The 15,454-nt window shown below is 63.6% G+C and carries 14 protein-coding genes; 10 read left to right on the top strand and 4 right to left on the bottom strand.

The features are described from left to right. Positions 1-100: 100 nt before the first annotated feature. Entirely contained in the window at positions 101-1,594 is a 1,494-nt protein-coding gene (locus tag J4D52_RS01495) for a CoA-acylating methylmalonate-semialdehyde dehydrogenase (protein WP_025807895.1), read from the bottom strand. Positions 1,595-1,668: 74 nt separating this feature from the next. Then, complete coding sequence (locus tag J4D52_RS01490) at positions 1,669-3,018, bottom strand: aspartate aminotransferase family protein (RefSeq protein WP_063428184.1); 1,350 nt, start codon at positions 3,016-3,018, stop codon at positions 1,669-1,671. Positions 3,019-3,144: 126 nt separating this feature from the next. Here J4D52_RS01490 and J4D52_RS01485 point away from each other — a divergent pair, with 126 nt between their 5' ends. From J4D52_RS01485 to J4D52_RS01455, 7 genes are all read left to right on the top strand, one after another. Further along, positions 3,145-4,065 carry a LysR family transcriptional regulator gene (locus J4D52_RS01485; RefSeq protein WP_009046837.1) on the top strand — a complete coding sequence of 307 codons (921 nt, stop codon included), beginning with the start codon at positions 3,145-3,147 and terminating at the stop codon, positions 4,063-4,065. A 132-nt stretch (positions 4,066-4,197) separates the two neighbouring features. Beyond that, entirely contained in the window at positions 4,198-5,592 is a 1,395-nt protein-coding gene (locus J4D52_RS01480) for a uracil-xanthine permease family protein (protein WP_063428182.1), read from the top strand. Between the two features lie 88 nt (positions 5,593-5,680). Then, entirely contained in the window at positions 5,681-6,343 is a 663-nt protein-coding gene (locus J4D52_RS01475) for a TetR/AcrR family transcriptional regulator (protein WP_007930696.1), read from the top strand. A gap of 12 nt (positions 6,344-6,355) precedes the next feature. Beyond that, the gene (locus J4D52_RS01470; RefSeq protein WP_102676008.1) at positions 6,356-6,937 is read left to right on the top strand and encodes a YigZ family protein; all 582 of its coding nucleotides are present in this window, start codon (positions 6,356-6,358) and stop codon (positions 6,935-6,937) included. Between the two features lie 553 nt (positions 6,938-7,490). Next, the gene (locus J4D52_RS01465; protein WP_102676007.1) at positions 7,491-9,056 is read left to right on the top strand and encodes an ABC transporter ATP-binding protein; all 1,566 of its coding nucleotides are present in this window, start codon (positions 7,491-7,493) and stop codon (positions 9,054-9,056) included. 15 nt (positions 9,057-9,071) lie between these two features. Beyond that, the gene (locus J4D52_RS01460) at positions 9,072-10,178 is read left to right on the top strand and encodes an ABC transporter permease (protein ID WP_102676006.1); all 1,107 of its coding nucleotides are present in this window, start codon (positions 9,072-9,074) and stop codon (positions 10,176-10,178) included. Then, on the top strand, positions 10,178-11,104 hold the full coding sequence (locus J4D52_RS01455) for an ABC transporter permease (RefSeq protein ID WP_102676005.1): 927 nt from the start codon (positions 10,178-10,180) through the stop codon (positions 11,102-11,104). The genes J4D52_RS01460 and J4D52_RS01455 overlap by 1 nt, the downstream gene beginning before the upstream one ends. Positions 11,105-11,156: 52 nt before the next feature. Here J4D52_RS01455 and J4D52_RS01450 read toward each other — a convergent pair whose 3' ends face one another. Beyond that, positions 11,157-11,582: a hypothetical protein gene (locus tag J4D52_RS01450; RefSeq protein WP_025807910.1), complete on the bottom strand. Its 426-nt coding sequence runs from the start codon at positions 11,580-11,582 to the stop codon at positions 11,157-11,159. Between the two features lie 83 nt (positions 11,583-11,665). Between J4D52_RS01450 and J4D52_RS01445 the strand changes: the two genes are divergently transcribed. The 3 genes from J4D52_RS01445 (at position 11,666) to J4D52_RS01435 (ending at position 14,268) form a co-directional block, all read left to right on the top strand. Further along, entirely contained in the window at positions 11,666-12,016 is a 351-nt protein-coding gene (locus J4D52_RS01445; protein ID WP_102676004.1) for a MerR family transcriptional regulator, read from the top strand. Positions 12,017-12,041: 25 nt separating this feature from the next. Continuing rightward, positions 12,042-12,725 (top strand): SDR family oxidoreductase, encoded by a 684-nt coding sequence (locus J4D52_RS01440; protein ID WP_102676003.1) that lies wholly within the window; start codon positions 12,042-12,044, stop codon positions 12,723-12,725. Positions 12,726-12,909: 184 nt separating this feature from the next. After that, positions 12,910-14,268: an 8-oxoguanine deaminase gene (locus tag J4D52_RS01435; protein WP_102676002.1), complete on the top strand. Its 1,359-nt coding sequence runs from the start codon at positions 12,910-12,912 to the stop codon at positions 14,266-14,268. 66 nt (positions 14,269-14,334) lie between these two features. Here J4D52_RS01435 and J4D52_RS01430 read toward each other — a convergent pair whose 3' ends face one another. Then, the gene (locus J4D52_RS01430; protein ID WP_063428172.1) at positions 14,335-15,426 is read right to left on the bottom strand and encodes a calcium:proton antiporter; all 1,092 of its coding nucleotides are present in this window, start codon (positions 15,424-15,426) and stop codon (positions 14,335-14,337) included. Positions 15,427-15,454 lie beyond the last annotated feature (28 nt).

Genomic DNA, 15,454 nt, shown 5'->3' with positions numbered 1-15,454 from the left:
TCGTCAACACTTATTTTCACAAATCTGTCATATCAGTCAAAAACGCCCCTAAAAGCAAAGGCCGCCCCCTAGGGGGCGGCCTTTAATACCCTTCTACTTATTACAAGCTAGGGAAGGCGAACTGCGAGGCTTCATGGCTGGCACGCTGCGGCCAGCGCTGAGTGATCGCCTTGCGACGGGTATAGAAGCGCACGCCGTCCGGACCGTAGGCATGCAGGTCGCCAAACAGCGAACGCTTCCAACCACCGAAGCTGTGGTAAGCCACAGGTACCGGCAGCGGTACGTTGACGCCCACCATCCCGACTTCGATCTCGTCACAGAACAGACGCGCCGCTTCACCGTCACGGGTAAAGATGCAGGTACCGTTGCCATACTCGTGATCGTTGATCAGTTGCATGGCCTCTTCCAGACTGTTCACCCGCACGACGCACAGCACCGGCCCGAAGATCTCTTCTTTATAGATACGCATTTCCGGGGTGACGTTATCGAACAGGCAGCCACCAAGGAAGAAGCCTTCTTCATGCCCCGGCACGCTCAGGCCACGGCCGTCGACTACCAGCTTCGCGCCCGCCTTCACACCATCCTCGACATAACCGCTGACCTTGTCCCGCGCCTGACCTGTGACCAGCGGCCCCATGTCCAGGCCACAGGAAGTGCCGGCACCAATTTTCAGCGCCTTGATCTGCGGTACCAGCTTGGCTACCAACGCATCGGCCACCTGGTCGCCGACACACACGGCAACCGAGATCGCCATGCAGCGCTCGCCGCAGGAACCGTAGGCCGCGCCCATCAGGGCACTGACCGCGTTATCCAGGTCGGCATCCGGCATCAGCACGGCGTGGTTCTTCGCCCCGCCCAGCGCCTGCACGCGTTTGCCGCGCTTGGTGCCTTCGGCGTAGATGTATTCGGCAATCGGCGTCGAACCGACGAAGCTCAGTGCCTTGACCTCCGGCGCTTCGATCAGCGCGTCCACCGCGGTCTTGTCGCCGTGCACCACACTCAGCACGCCTTTCGGCAGGCCGGCTTCCAGCAGCAGCTGGGCGATCAGCAGGGTCGAGCTCGGGTCACGCTCGGATGGCTTGAGGATGAAGCAGTTGCCGCAGACGATCGCCAGCGGATACATCCACAGCGGCACCATCGCCGGGAAGTTGAACGGGGTGATGCCGGCAACCACGCCCAGCGGCTGGAAGTCGGACCAGGCATCGATGTTCGGGCCGACGTTGCGGCTGTACTCGCCCTTGAGGATTTCTGGAGCGGCACAGGCGAACTCGACGTTTTCAATACCACGCTTGAGCTCACCGGCGGCGTCTTCCAGGGTCTTGCCGTGTTCTTCGCTGATCAACTGGGCGATGCGCGATTCATTCTGCTCCAGCAGTTGCTTGAAGCGGAACATCACCTGGGCACGCTTGGCCGGCGGTGTGTTGCGCCAGGCCGGGAAGGCCGCCTTGGCGGCATCGATGGCGCTCTGGATAGTTTCGCGGCTGGCCAGCGGCAGCTTGTGGATCGCCTGACCGGTGGACGGGTTGAACACATCGACCGCGCGACCGCTCTCGGTCACCAGTTCACCATTGATCAAATGCGGGATAACGCTCATCGGGGAACTCCTGAAGTTGTCCACAGGCGCCCGCCCAGGGGCGCCTGCTGTTGGTACTTATATAGAGGGAGGAATCAGTCGAGCTTGTTCAGCACTTCGCCGACGGCATCGAACAGACGGTCCAGATCCTGCGGCTTGCTGTTGAAGGTCGGGCCGAACTGCAGGGTGTCACCGCCGAAACGTACGTAGAAACCGGCTTTCCACAGGGCCATGCCCGCTTCGAACGGACGCACGATGGCGTCGCCATCCCGTGGGGCAATCTGGATGGCACCGGCCAGGCCGTAGTTACGGATGTCGATGACGTTCTTCGTGCCCTTGATGCCGTGCAGTGCCTTCTCGAAATGCGGCGCCACCTCAGCGACGCTCTGCACCAGGTTTTCCTTCTGCAGCAGATCCAGTGCCGCCAGGCCGGCCGCACAGGCCACCGGGTGCGCCGAGTAGGTGTAGCCGTGGGGGAATTCCACTGCGTATTCAGGAGTCGGCTGATTCATGAAGGTCTGGTAGATCTCGGAGCTGGCAATCACCGCGCCCATCGGAATCGCGCCGTTGGTGACTTGCTTGGCGATGCACATCAGGTCCGGGGTCACGCCAAAGCTGTCGGCACCGAACATCTTGCCGGTACGACCGAAACCGGTGATCACTTCGTCGAACACCAGCAGGATGTTGTGCTGGTCGCAGATTTCCCGCAGGCGCTTGAGGTAACCCTGTGGCGGCACCAGCACGCCAGCGGAACCGGCCAGAGGCTCGACGAACACCGCGGCGATGTTGGAGGCGTCATGCAGTTCGATCAGCTTGAGCAGCTCGTCGGCCAGGGCGATACCGCCCTGCTCCGGAATGCCACGGGAGAACGCGTTGCTTGCCAGCAGGGTGTGCGGCAGGTGGTCGACATCCATCATCGCCTGGCCGAACAGTTTACGGTTGCCATTGACCCCGCCGAGGCTGGTGCCGGCAATGTTCACGCCGTGGTAGCCACGGGCACGGCCGATCATTTTGGTCTTGGTCGACTGGCCTTTCAGGCGCCAGTAGGCACGCACCATTTTCACCGCGGTATCGGCGCATTCGGAACCGGAGTCGGTGAAGAACACATGGTTCAGGTTGCCCGGGGTCAGCGCGGTGATTTTCTCGGCCAGCCGGAACGACAGCGGGTGACCATACTGGAAGCCCGGTGAGTAATCGAGGGTGCCCAATTGCTTGGCCACCGCTTCCTGGATTTCCTTGCGGGTGTGGCCGGCACCACAGGTCCACAGGCCGGACAGCGAGTCATAAACCTTGCGGCCCTTGTCGTCGACCAGCCAGCTGCCTTCGGCGGCGACGATCAGACGTGGATCGCGCTGGAAGTTGCGGTTGGCGGTGTAGGGCATCCAGTGAGCATCGAGCTTGAGCTGGCTGGCCAGGGAAGCTGGAGCGTTTTCATGCATGTTCATGGGGCAAAACCTCGCAGGGCAATAAGCGGCGCAGGGATCGGAAAGCGTTGTTGCAGCTAAGTTGCCACGGCTATAAAGTCGGTGAAATCCAACTTTTATAACCTTCAGGCAGTGGTTCACTAAACTATGAGCAGCCGTCGCGCCGACCCGCTGGCACAAGTCAGCGACTTTGATATCCGCCTGCTGCGGATCTTTCGCAGCGTGGTCGAGTGCGGTGGCTTCTCCGCCGCGGAAACCGTGCTCGGCATCGGTCGCTCGGCCATCAGCCAGCAGATGAGCGACCTCGAGCAACGCCTGGGCCTGCGCCTGTGCCAACGTGGACGCGCCGGCTTTTCACTGACCGAAGAAGGGCGCGAGGTGTATCAATCGGCCCTGCAGCTGTTGAGCGCCCTGGAAAGCTTTCGCACCGAGGTCAACGGCCTGCACCGCCACCTGCGTGGCGAACTGATCATCGGCCTGACCGACAACCTGGTCACCCTGCCCCACATGCGCATCACCCATGCCCTGGCTCAACTGAAGGAGCGCGGTCCGGACGTGCAGATCCAGATCCGCATGATTGCTCCCAACGAAGTCGAACAAGGGGTGCTCGACGGACGCCTGCATGTCGGCGTGGTGCCCCAGGCCAGCGCCTTGTCCGGGCTGGAATACCAGCCGCTGTACAGCGAACGCTCACTGCTTTACTGCGCCGTCGGCCATCCGCTGTTTTATGTCGACGACAAGCAACTGGATGATCGGCGCCTCAACGAACAGGACGCCATCGCCCCGACCTTCCGCCTGCCCGCCGAGATCCAGGCCCATTACCAGGCGCTCAATTGCACCGCCAGCGCTTCGGATCGTGAAGGCATGGCGTTCCTGATCCTCACCGGACGCTACATCGGTTACCTGCCGGACCACTACGCCAGCCTCTGGGTCCAGCAAGGGCGACTGCGCGCCCTCAAACCCGCTTCACGTTTTTATGACCTGAGCCTGGCATCGGTCACACGCAAGGGTCGTCGCCCCCATTTGGTGCTGGAAAGCTTCCTGGACAGCCTGGCGGCCACCCGCTGAAAAAACAGAAAATGCCATCAAAGCCCCACACTTATTGGCTTACAGCGGGGATAACTCACAATAACCTGAGCAGATGGACAGCTTTTTGCAGAGCACTAGGACCTTGAACCCTCAGCCCTGAGTTCCCAGTCCATGCAGCCAGACACCTCCAGCCAAAGCGATCTGATCTACGGTCTCGACGATCGCCCGAAACCCCTCGCCGCGATACTCGCCGCCCTGCAGCATGTGCTGGCGAGCTTCGTCGGCATCATCACCCCACCGCTGGTGATCGGCTCGACCCTGGGCCTGGGCGCCCACCTGCCCTACCTGATCAGCATGGCGCTGATGGTTTCCGGCGTCGGTACCTTCATCCAGGCGCGTCGGCCATTCGGGATCGGCGCGGGGATGATCTGCCTGCAAGGCACCAGCTTCGCCTTCCTCGGCGCGGTGCTGTCCGCGGGTTTTCTGGTCAAGCAACGGGGCGGCAGCCCGGAAGACATCCTGGCGATGATTTTCGGTGTGTGCTTTTTCGGCGCGGCGGTGCAGATCCTCCTGAGTCGCTTCATCGGCCAATTGCGCCGGGTCATCACCCCGCTGGTCACCGGCATCGTGATCACCCTGATCGGCGTCAGCCTGATCAAGGTCGGCATCACCGACCTGGGCGGTGGCTTCAATGCCGCGGACTTCGGCGCCCCCGGCAATCTGGCGCTGGGGCTGTTCGTGCTGTTGACGATCATCCTGCTGAACCGCTCGAACACGCCCTGGGTACGGCTGTCGGCGATCATCATCGGCCTGGCCCTGGGCAGCCTCGCCGCCTGGTTCAGCGGCAAGCTGGCGCCCCAGGCATTGCCCGACCTGCCGCTGATCAGTCTGCCGACACCCTTCCGCTTCGGTTTCAGCTTCGACTGGACGGCGTTCCTGCCCGTGGCACTGATCTACCTGATCAGCACCATCGAAACCGTCGGCGACCTGACCGCCAACTGCATGCTCGCCCGCCAGCCCATCAGCGGCCCTTCTTATATAAGCCGGCTCAAGGGCGGCATTCTCGGCGACGGCGTCAGTTGCATGATCGCCGCGACCTTCAGCGCCTTCCCCAACACCACCTTCGCCCAGAACAACGGGGTGATTCAGCTGACCGGCGTAGCCAGCCGCCATGTCGGCCTGTACATCGGCCTGTTGCTGTTTTGCCTGGGCCTGTTTCCATTGATCGGCGCGGTGCTGCAGCAAATCCCCAAGCCGGTGCTGGGCGGCGCCACCCTGGTGATGTTCGGCAGCGTCGCCGCAGCCGGCGTGCGCATCCTCGCCCAGGCGCCGCTGGACCGACGCAGCATGCTGATCATCGCCACCTCCTTCGGCGTCGGCCTGGGGATCGCGGCGCAACCGAACCTGCTGCATTTGTTGCCCAAGGTGGTGCAGAACCTGTTCGATTCGGCGATCACCAGCGGCGGCCTGACCGCGATCCTCATGTGCCTGTTGCTGCCGGAAGACCGGGCTGCGCTGCGTGACGCAAATCCGGCTCGCGAAAGCGACACCCTGGAACCGCTTTGAGGGTTTTCTGCCCATTAAGGCTTGTCTGAGGCCTGTGGGTGCGCTATCAACGCACTGCTTGCACCCACAGAACAGCTCGGAAACGCCTATGACCCTTGAAGTCCCAGCCCACGCCGGCCCTCAAACCGCCAAGCCCGCCAGCCGTATTCGCCAGAAAAACGAAGAAGCGATCATCAAGGCCGCCGAAGACGAGTTCGCCCGTCACGGTTTCAAAGGCACCAGCATGAACACCATCGCGCAGAATGCCGGCCTGCCCAAGGCCAACCTGCACTACTACTTCACCAACAAGCTTGGGCTGTATGTCGCGGTGTTGAGCAACATCCTCGAGTTGTGGGACAGCACCTTCAACACCCTGACCGCCGAGGACGATCCGGCCGAAGCGCTGACCCGCTACATCCGCGCCAAGATGGAGTTCTCCCGGCGCCAGCCCCAGGCCTCGCGGATCTTCGCCATGGAGATCATCAGCGGCGGCGAATGCCTCAGCGAATACTTCAGCCAGGATTATCGTGCCTGGTTCCAGGGGCGCGCCGCGGTGTTCCAGGCCTGGATCGACGCCGGCAAAATGGACCCGGTGGACCCGGTGCACCTGATCTTCCTGCTGTGGGGCAGCACCCAGCACTACGCCGACTTCGCCACCCAGATCTGCCGCGTCACCGGTCGCAGCAAGCTGACCAAGCAGGACATGGAAGACGCCGGCAACAACCTGATCCGCATCATCCTCAAGGGTTGCGGCCTCAAGCCTGCCTTATAAAGAACACAGCGCATGCCCTTTACCCTCGCCGGCCTTTGCGAATACCGCGAAGAGATTCGCAAAAGCCGCTTTATCGCCCTCGCCGCTCCGATCAACAGCGCGGCCGAGGCCCAAGCCTTTATCGAACAGCACAGCGATCTCAACGCCTCCCACAACTGCTGGGCCTGGAAATTCGCCGACCAATACCGCAGCAGCGACGATGGTGAGCCTGGCGGCACCGCCGGCCGGCCGATCCTCGCGGCCATCGAAGCCCAGGACTGCGATCAGGTCGCGGTGCTGGTGATTCGCTGGTACGGCGGCATTCAACTGGGCACCGGCGGCCTGGCCCGCGCCTATGGCGGCAGCGCCAACAAGTGCCTGCAAGGCGCCGAACGCATCGAGCTGGTCAGCCGGGTAGCCCTGCGTTGCGCCTGCAGCTTCAGCGAACTGGCCCTGGTCAAGCTGCGGGTCGCCGAACTCGGCGGGCTGCTGGTCAAGGAACAATTCACGGCCAACGGCGTGGAGCTGCAACTGGCCCTGGGCGAAAGCCAGATTGCCACCTTGCAAAGCCAGCTGGCCGACCTGAGTCGCGGGCGCATCCTCTTGCAGCGCTGAGTGCACCAACACCGCACTCACGTCTCGAAATCTTCCTGTGCACAGCGGCCCGGTGGATAGCCGACTTGCCCACACCTGCTGTGTACCCGGCTGTGGATAACCTGAGCACACTTGCCTGTAACCCTTTTGCAACGTGGCTTTGCGGCGGTTGTTCACTTTTCAGCCAATCGGCCGCCATAAATACATTTTTCAAGCTAAAACAGTAAGTTAGCTCTGTTTATCGCCTTTAGAAGAAAGCCACACAGTGCTTATGCCCGACCTTTGGGCTTGCGCACAAATACTGTGGAGCAAGCTGTGGATAACCCGTGCAAGGCTGCGCCAGCCGCCGATACGGCAAGGCTTGCAGGCTGCTGATCACTTTTCGACCAACCTTGCGTGGGCAAAACCGCCACCCTTTCAAACACCCTGCCCCGAACTGGTGCCAGGTGCCGGTGCAGTGGACGACCTGAAGGTGCACAAGACCGCGGTCCATCGCGGCCCGGACGCTTTCCTGACTCACTGGCCAGGAAATTGCTTTATCCACAGGCATAACGTTCAGCGACCCGAGTCCGTCATGCCCAACCCCGTTCCCATCCCCGATGCAACACCCCGCCTGCAACTGCGCAGGATCACCAAGCGTTATCCCGGTTGCCTGGCCAACGACGGGATCGACCTGAGCATCCAGCCCGGGGAAATCCATGCCCTGCTCGGTGAAAACGGCGCCGGCAAAAGCACCCTGATGAAGATCATCTACGGGGTGACCCAGGCCGACTCGGGCGAGCTGATCTGGCAAGGGCAGCGTCAGCTGATGCGCAATCCGGCCCAGGCGCGCAGCCTGGGGATCGGCATGGTGTTCCAGCATTTCTCGTTGTTCGAGACCCTGAGCGTGGCGCAGAACATTGCCTTGGCCATGGGCGCCGCGGCCGGTACGCCGAAGCAACTGGAGCCGAAGATTCGCCAGGTTTCGCAGCGCTACGGCATGGCCCTGGAGCCGGAACGCCTGGTGCACAGCCTGTCCATCGGCGAACGCCAGCGGGTGGAAATCATTCGCTGCCTGATGCAGGACATCCGCCTGCTGATCCTCGACGAACCGACCTCGGTGCTGACGCCCCAGGAAGCCGATGAGCTGTTCGTCACCCTGCGCCGCCTAGCCAGCGAGGGCTGCAGCATTCTGTTCATCAGCCACAAGCTCGGCGAAGTCCGCGCCCTGTGCCACAGCGCCACGGTACTGCGCGGCGGCCGGGTTGCCGGGCACTGCATACCGGCCGAATGCTCGGACCAGGAACTGGCGGGGCTGATGGTCGGCGAAGCCGCGGGCCTGATCACCGACTACCCGAAGGCCAGGGGCGGCGACGCCTTCCTGCAGGTCCAGAAGTTGTCCTGGCCCAATCCGGACCCGTTCGGCTGCTCGCTCAAGGACATCGACTTGGAGGTGCGCAGCGGGGAAATCGTCGGCATCGCCGGGGTCGCCGGCAACGGCCAGGATGAACTGCTGGCCCTGCTCAGCGGCGAACAGCGCCTTGATCGTGCCGCGGCTGCCACCTTGCGCTTCGCCGGTCAGTACGTCGCCCACCTACGCCCCGATACCCGCCGTGGGCTGGGACTGGCGTTCGTCCCGGCCGAGCGCCTGGGCCACGGCGCCGTGCCGGAACTGAGCCTGGCGGACAACGCCCTGTTGACCGCCTTCCAGCAAGGGCTGGTGAGCAAAGGCCTGATCCAGCGCGACAAGGTGCTGGCCCTGGCCGAAGACATCATCCGCCGCTTCGCGGTGAAAACCCCGGACAGCCAGACCGCCGCCCGCAGCCTGTCCGGCGGCAATCTGCAGAAATTCATCCTCGGCCGGGAAATCCTCCAGCACCCCAGGCTGCTGATCGCCGCGCACCCGACCTGGGGCGTCGACGTCGGCGCCGCCGCGACTATCCACCGGGCCTTGGTGGCCCTGCGCGATGCGGGGGCGGCGATCCTGGTGATCTCCGAAGACCTAGACGAACTGTTCCAGATCAGCGATCGCCTGGCGGCCCTGTGCAGCGGTCGCCTGTCGGCGCTCAAGGCCACCGCGGACACCAGCCCGGTCGAAGTCGGCGGCTGGATGGCCGGCCAGTTCGATGCCCCCGCCCACTCATCTGCTCAGCCGGCGTAACGGAGTTCTTTATTTATGCTGCTTTCCCTCGAACCCCGCGGCCAGCAATCGCGCCTGATGCTCTGGTGCTCGCCGCTGCTGGCTGCCGCCCTGACCCTGGGCTGCGGCTCGCTGCTGTTTGTCGCCCTGGGCCACGACCCGCTGGAAACCCTGCACACCTTGCTGATCGCCCCAATCAGCGACCTGTACGGCGTCTCCGAACTACTGGTCAAGGCACTGCCGATCCTGCTCTGCGCCCTCGGCCTGGCCGTGGCCTATCAGGCACGGATCTGGAACATCGGCGCCGAAGGCCAGTTGCTGCTCGGCGCCCTGGCCGGCAGCGCCCTGGCGGTGAACATCATCGACCTGCAAAGCCGCTGGGCGCTGGTGCTGATCCTGTTCACCGGCACCCTGGCCGGTGCCGCCTGGGCCGGGCTCACCGCCTGGTTGCGCACCCACTTCAACGCCAATGAAATCCTCACCAGCATCATGCTCAACTACATCGCCCTGAACCTGCTGCTGTATTGCGTGCACGGGCCGTTGAAAGACCCGGCCGGGTTCAACTTCCCCGAGTCGGCGATGTTCGGCGATGCCAGCCGCCTGCCGCTGCTCCTGGAAGATGGCCGGGTGCACGCCGGGGTGTATTTCGCCCTGCTGGCCCTGGTGGCGGTGTGGGTGCTGCTGCAAAAGAGCTTCGTCGGTTTCCAAATCAAGGTGCTGGGCCTGGACAAACGCGCCGCCGGCTTCGTCGGTTTTCGCGAGAGGCGCCTGATCTGGCTGGCGCTGCTGATCAGCGGTGGGCTGGCCGGCCTGGCCGGGGTGTGCGAAGTCACCGGCCCCATCGGCCAGCTGGTGCCCCAGGTGTCCCCCGGCTACGGCTATGCGGCGATCACCGTGGCCTTTCTCGGCCGCCTGCACCCCATCGGCATTCTGTTTTCCAGCCTGCTGATGGCGCTGCTGTACATCGGTGGCGAGAACGCGCAGATGAGCCTCAACCTGCCGCAAGCCATCACCCAGTTGTTCCAGGGCATGATGCTGTTCTTCCTGCTGGCCAGTGACGTGCTGATTCTCTATCGGCCGCGCCTGAACCTGCGTTGGGCACGTCGCGCCACCACCCCTTCCGTGCAGGCAGGAGCGCTGTGATGGACATCGATCTGTTGAGCAATATTTTCTACGCCATGATCCGCTGCGGCACGCCGCTGCTGCTGGTGGCCCTGGGCGAGCTGATCTGCGAGAAGAGCGGCGTCCTCAACCTCGGCCAGGAAGGCATGATGCTGTTTGGTGCGGCGATAGGTTTTATCGTCGCCCTGAGCAGCGGCAACCTGTGGCTCGGCGTGCTGCTGGCGATGCTCGCCGGGATGCTGCTGTCGGCGCTGTTCGCCCTGGTGGCGCTGGTGTTCAACGCCAATCAGGTGGCCACCGGCCTGGCCCTGACCATCTTTGGTGTCGGGCTGTCGAGTTTCGTCGGCGCCAGTTGGGTCGGTAAACCGCTGGCCGGATTCGAGCCCATGGCGATTCCGCTGCTGAGCGAGATCCCGCTGATCGGGCGCATGCTGTTTGCCCAGGACCTGCTGGTCTACCTGTCCTTTGCCCTGTTCGCCGGGGTGGCCTGGGTGATCCTGAAAAGCCGGGTCGGCCTGATCATCCAGGCGGTCGGCGAAAACCCCGATGCGGCCAGCGCCATGGGCCTGCCGGTGCTGCGGGTACGCACCCTGGCGGTGCTGTTCGGCGGCGCCATGGCCGGCTTGGCCGGGGCTTACCTGTCCCTGGCCTACACACCGATGTGGGCGGAAAACATGAGCGCCGGTCGCGGCTGGATCGCCCTGGCGCTGGTGGTGTTCGCCAGCTGGCGGGTGTGGCGCCTGCTGCTCGGCGCCTACCTGTTCGGCCTCGCCAGCATCCTGCATCTGGTGGCGCAAGGGCTGGGCCTGGCGATTCCCTCGAACCTGCTGGCGATGCTGCCGTATGCCGCGACCATCCTGGTGCTGGTACTGCTGTCCCGGGATGCGCTGCGCACCCGCCTGTATGCGCCGGTGTCGCTGGGGCAGCCGTGGCAGGCGGGGCGTTAGGCGGCGTCCATACGGACGTTATCGCGGGCAATCGAGCGTCGACCGGCCGCTCCTACAGAGGCTGATGGCTGGCGATGGGCTCCCGCTCACCCACCGGCCACAACTGCGCCGCCGCCCAGGCCAGTTCGAAAAACAGGATCACGCCGATCAAGGCCGTGCCGCCCTGGGCCAGGGCGTAGATCTGCCAGGTGGAGAACAGTAGCCGCCCGACAGCGTCGTAACGCCCGAAGGCCAGCTGCGGATCGCGAATGCGCAGCACCGACCAGACGCAGACGATCGAGCCCATCAGGTTGACCATCAGCATATGCATGGGCTCGAACGGCGGCAGTTCGCCGGGCAGGTTGAAGGCCTGACTCCACTGCTGCATCAGCCCGTGCAGGGCGAGAAAGCTCCAGGGAGTGACAAAGGCAGCAGTGACGATCAGGTCGTACCAACCGCTGGCCCGCACCAATTGACGGTATTGCGCTGTGCTCCACATAAAAGGCCGCTCCGGCTATTCAAGGAGCACACAGGCTAAAGCCTGGAGTATGCTCCAGGGTCAAGCCCTTCCGAGACTCCAGCATGCGCATCGGTGAACTTGCCCAGGCCTGCGCCGTCAGCCGCGACACCCTGCGTTTCTACGAGCAGCGCGGATTGATCGCGGCGCAACGCACCGCCAACGGCTATCGTGATTACCCCAGCGACATGGTGCAGCTGGTGCTCTACATCAAGACCGCGCAACGCCTGGGCTTCAGCCTCGGCGAGATTGGCAACAGCGTTGCCGCGCTGTGGCAGTCGAGCGATCCGGACAGCGCGGTGACGCAACTGCTGCAAGACAAACTGACGCTGATCGAGACCCGTATCAGCGAACTGGGCGAGTTGCGCCAGGAGCTGCAACAACGGCTCGGCCAGCGTTGCCCATTAAATCCATGATCTTCACTCATCAAGGAATTCCTGCATGTCTACGCCAAAAACCGCACTGATCATCGGCGCCTCCAGAGGCCTGGGCCTGGGCCTGGTGCAACGTCTGCTGGACGATGGCTGGCAGGTCACCGCCACCGTGCGCAACCCGCAAAAAGCCGAGGCGCTCAAGGCCCTGGGGCCGGTCCGCATCGAACAGCTGGACATGGACGATCAGCAGGCGGTGATCGCCCTGAACCAGAAGCTCAAAGGCGAAGTGTTCGACCTGCTGTTCGTCAACGCCGGGGTCAAGGGGCCGGACGACCAGACGCCGGGCAAGGCGACCCTGGCGGAAGTCGGCCAGCTGTTCTTCACCAACGCCGTGGCGCCGATCAACCTGGCCCAGCGTTTCGCCCCGCAGATCCGCCCGGACAGTGGTGTGCTGGCGTTCATGAGTTCGGTGCTGGGCAGCGTGACCATGCCCGACGCGCCGGAGCTGGCGCTGTACAAGGCCAGCAAGGCAGCGCTGAATTCCATGACCAACAGCTTCGTGACCCAGCTCGAGCAGAAGCTCACCGTGCTGTCGCTGCACCCGGGCTGGGTGAAAACCGACATGGGTGGCGAAGGCGCGGACATCGACGTCGAGACCAGCACCCGCGGCCTGATCGAGCAGATCAATGCCTATACCGGCAAGGGCGGGCACCATTTCGTGAACTACAGGGGCGAAACCATTCCTTGGTAAGCGGCGCCTGAAGGTATGCATCGCGGGCAAGCCTCGCTCCTACAGAGGACGAACTTGCCCGCGATAGACCGCAACGCGGTCTCGCCGTAAACTGCACCCGCGTCGATCCTGACGCCCCTGGATCAGCAGACAGGGCAACACTGAGCTGGCTAACCTGAACCCACTTTCAGAGGAGCCGGCCACCATGCCTGCGACCCGTACCTGGTTAAAAAATCCCCTCGCCATTTTCACTGGCAATGCCCTCGACGCCCGTGGCGGCCTGGTGCTGCAAGACAGCCTGATCGTCGAAGTGCTCGGCGCCGGCCAGCAACCTGCCCAGCCCTGTGGACAGGTCTTCGATGCCCGCGAGCATGTGCTGCTGCCGGGGCTGATCAACACCCATCACCACTTCTATCAGACCCTGACCCGCGCCTGGGCGCCGGTGGTCAACCAGCCGCTGTTTCCCTGGCTGAAAACCCTGTACCCGGTCTGGGCCCGGCTGACCCCGGAGAAACTCGCCCTGGCCAGTAAAGTGGCGTTGGCCGAATTGCTGCTGTCCGGCTGCACCACCGCCGCCGACCACCACTACCTGTTCCCCGAGGGCCTGGAAAACGCCATCGACGTGCAGGTGGCCAGCGTGCGCGAACTGGGCATGCGCGCCATGCTCACCCGCGGTTCCATGAGCCTCGGCGAAGCGGATGGCGGCCTGCCGCCGCAGCAGACCGTGCAACAGGGCGAGGTGATTCTCGCCGACAGCCAGCGGTTGATCGCCGACTACCACGAACGCGGCGCCGGCGCGCAGATCCAGATCGCCCTGGCGCCCTGCTCGCCGTTCTCGGTGACCCCGCAGATCATGGCGGCCAGCGCCGAACTGGCGGAAAAAGTCGACGTGCGCCTGCATACCCACCTGGCGGAAACCCTCGACGAGGAAGACTTCTGCCTGCAACGTTTCGGCCTGCGCACCGTGGACTACCTGGACAGCGTCGGCTGGCTCGGCCCGCGGACCTGGCTGGCCCACGGCATCCATTTCAACCCGGATGAAATTGCCCGCCTCGGCGCGGCCGGGACCGGCATCTGCCATTGCCCGAGTTCCAACATGCGCCTGGCCTCGGGCATCTGCCCAACCCTGGAGCTGACCGACGCCGGCGCGCCTGTGGGCCTGGGCGTGGATGGTTCGGCCTCGAACGACGCCTCCAACATGATTCTCGAAACCCGTCAGGCCCTGTACCTGCAGCGCCTGCGTTACGGTGCCGAGAAGATCACCCCGGAGTTGGTACTGGGCTGGGCCACCCAGGGTTCGGCACGGTTGCTGGGGCGCAACGATATCGGCGAACTGGCCGTGGGCAAGCAGGCCGACCTGGCGCTGTTCAAGCTCGATGAACTGCGCTTCTCCGGCAGCCATGATCCGTTGTCGGCGTTGCTGCTGTGCGGCGCGGACCGGGCGGACCGGGTGATGGTCGGCGGTCAGTGGCGGGTGATCGATGGGCAGGTCGAGGGCCTGGACCTGAAGGGGTTGATTGCCAATCACAGCCAGGCGGCCCGGCAGTTGATTAGCGGCGTCTGATCGAACGCCATCGCCGGCAAGCCTCGCTCCATGCATCTGCAGGAGCGAGGCTTGCCCGCGAAGCTTTTAAAGGCCCAGCAACGACAACATGATAAAGGTCGCGAACAGCACGAAGTGAGTCATGCCTTCGATGGCATTGGTCTCACCGTCGTTGAGGTTGATCGCGCTGACGATCAGGGTGATGAAGATCATCACGGTCTGCACCGGGGTCATCGCCATCTGGAACGGCTGGCCGGTGTAGAGCGCCATGGCTTCCATCACCGGCACCGTCAGGATCACCGTCGACAACGACGCCCCCAACGCAATATTGACCACCGACTGCATGCGATTGGCTAACGCTGCGCGCAGGGCCGTGAGAATTTCCGGCGCCGCGGAAATCGCCGCCACCAGGATCGCCGTGATCACCGGCGGCGCGCCTGTGCCTTCCAGCCCCAGGTCGAGGGTCTTGGACATCACCTCCGCCAAGGCGCCGATCAACACCACGCCGAACACCAGGGTGGCGATGGAAAACGCCAGGCTGACAGGCGCTGGCTGATCTTCCGTCGGTTCTTTCTTGCGGCGTTTTTCCGGGTAGCTGTAGCTGAAGAAGTAGCTGTGGGCGCCGACCTGCATGCGCAGGAACAGGGTGTACAACAGCACCATGGCGCCAATGGTGAAGGCCGAGTAGAGCTTCCATTTCGACTCGGGAATGAACTCCGGCACCACCATTGACACGCCCATGGCGGTGAGGATCATCACGCTGTAGGAACGGGCCGAGTCGTCGTTGTAGGCCTGTTCGCCATGCTTGATCCCGCCCATCAGCGCGGCCAGGCCGAGGATGCCGTTGATGTCGAGCATCACCGCCGAATAGATGGTGTCGCGTACCAGGGTCGGTGAGGCCTCGTTGCTCATCATGATCGCCAGGATCACCACTTCCACCAGGACCGCGGCGAGGGTCAGGATCATGGTGCCGTAGGGGTCGCCGACCTTCTCGGCCAGCAGCTCGGCGTGATGGGCGACGCGCATCGAGGCGGCGACGATGAAACCGATCAGCACCAACCCGCAGATCAGCGCCACGCCCTGGCCGCTGTTGAGCAGCGCATGCTCCAACGGATAGGCAACCAGCGCCGCGAGCAGCGCCAGCAACAGAAAACTTTCTTGCTTGAGTGAAGTGAACATTGCAGTCCTTTGACCGGATAAATCGAGC

The sequence above is a fragment of the Pseudomonas sp. GW460-12-10-14-TSB1 genome (genome assembly GCF_017349775.1).
GTDB classification, from domain to species: domain Bacteria; phylum Pseudomonadota; class Gammaproteobacteria; order Pseudomonadales; family Pseudomonadaceae; genus Aquipseudomonas; species Aquipseudomonas piscium.
Note: the sequence above shows the minus strand (reverse complement) of the source record. Positions and strands in the feature narration are given on the sequence as shown.

What these genes read in the sequence shown, in the direction of transcription:
- J4D52_RS01495 (WP_025807895.1), bottom strand. Translation starts at nt 1,594, where the DNA reads ATGAGCGTTATCCCGCATTTGATCAATGGTGAACTGGTGACCGAGAGC.
- J4D52_RS01490 (WP_063428184.1), bottom strand. Translation starts at nt 3,018, where the DNA reads ATGAACATGCATGAAAACGCTCCAGCTTCCCTGGCCAGCCAGCTCAAG.
- J4D52_RS01485 (WP_009046837.1), top strand. Translation starts at nt 3,145, where the DNA reads ATGAGCAGCCGTCGCGCCGACCCGCTGGCACAAGTCAGCGACTTTGAT.
- J4D52_RS01480 (WP_063428182.1), top strand. Translation starts at nt 4,198, where the DNA reads ATGCAGCCAGACACCTCCAGCCAAAGCGATCTGATCTACGGTCTCGAC.
- J4D52_RS01475 (WP_007930696.1), top strand. Translation starts at nt 5,681, where the DNA reads ATGACCCTTGAAGTCCCAGCCCACGCCGGCCCTCAAACCGCCAAGCCC.
- J4D52_RS01470 (WP_102676008.1), top strand. Translation starts at nt 6,356, where the DNA reads ATGCCCTTTACCCTCGCCGGCCTTTGCGAATACCGCGAAGAGATTCGC.
- J4D52_RS01465 (WP_102676007.1), top strand. Translation starts at nt 7,491, where the DNA reads ATGCCCAACCCCGTTCCCATCCCCGATGCAACACCCCGCCTGCAACTG.
- J4D52_RS01460 (WP_102676006.1), top strand. Translation starts at nt 9,072, where the DNA reads ATGCTGCTTTCCCTCGAACCCCGCGGCCAGCAATCGCGCCTGATGCTC.
- J4D52_RS01455 (WP_102676005.1), top strand. Translation starts at nt 10,178, where the DNA reads ATGGACATCGATCTGTTGAGCAATATTTTCTACGCCATGATCCGCTGC.
- J4D52_RS01450 (WP_025807910.1), bottom strand. Translation starts at nt 11,582, where the DNA reads ATGTGGAGCACAGCGCAATACCGTCAATTGGTGCGGGCCAGCGGTTGG.
- J4D52_RS01445 (WP_102676004.1), top strand. Translation starts at nt 11,666, where the DNA reads ATGCGCATCGGTGAACTTGCCCAGGCCTGCGCCGTCAGCCGCGACACC.
- J4D52_RS01440 (WP_102676003.1), top strand. Translation starts at nt 12,042, where the DNA reads ATGTCTACGCCAAAAACCGCACTGATCATCGGCGCCTCCAGAGGCCTG.
- J4D52_RS01435 (WP_102676002.1), top strand. Translation starts at nt 12,910, where the DNA reads ATGCCTGCGACCCGTACCTGGTTAAAAAATCCCCTCGCCATTTTCACT.
- J4D52_RS01430 (WP_063428172.1), bottom strand. Translation starts at nt 15,426, where the DNA reads ATGTTCACTTCACTCAAGCAAGAAAGTTTTCTGTTGCTGGCGCTGCTC.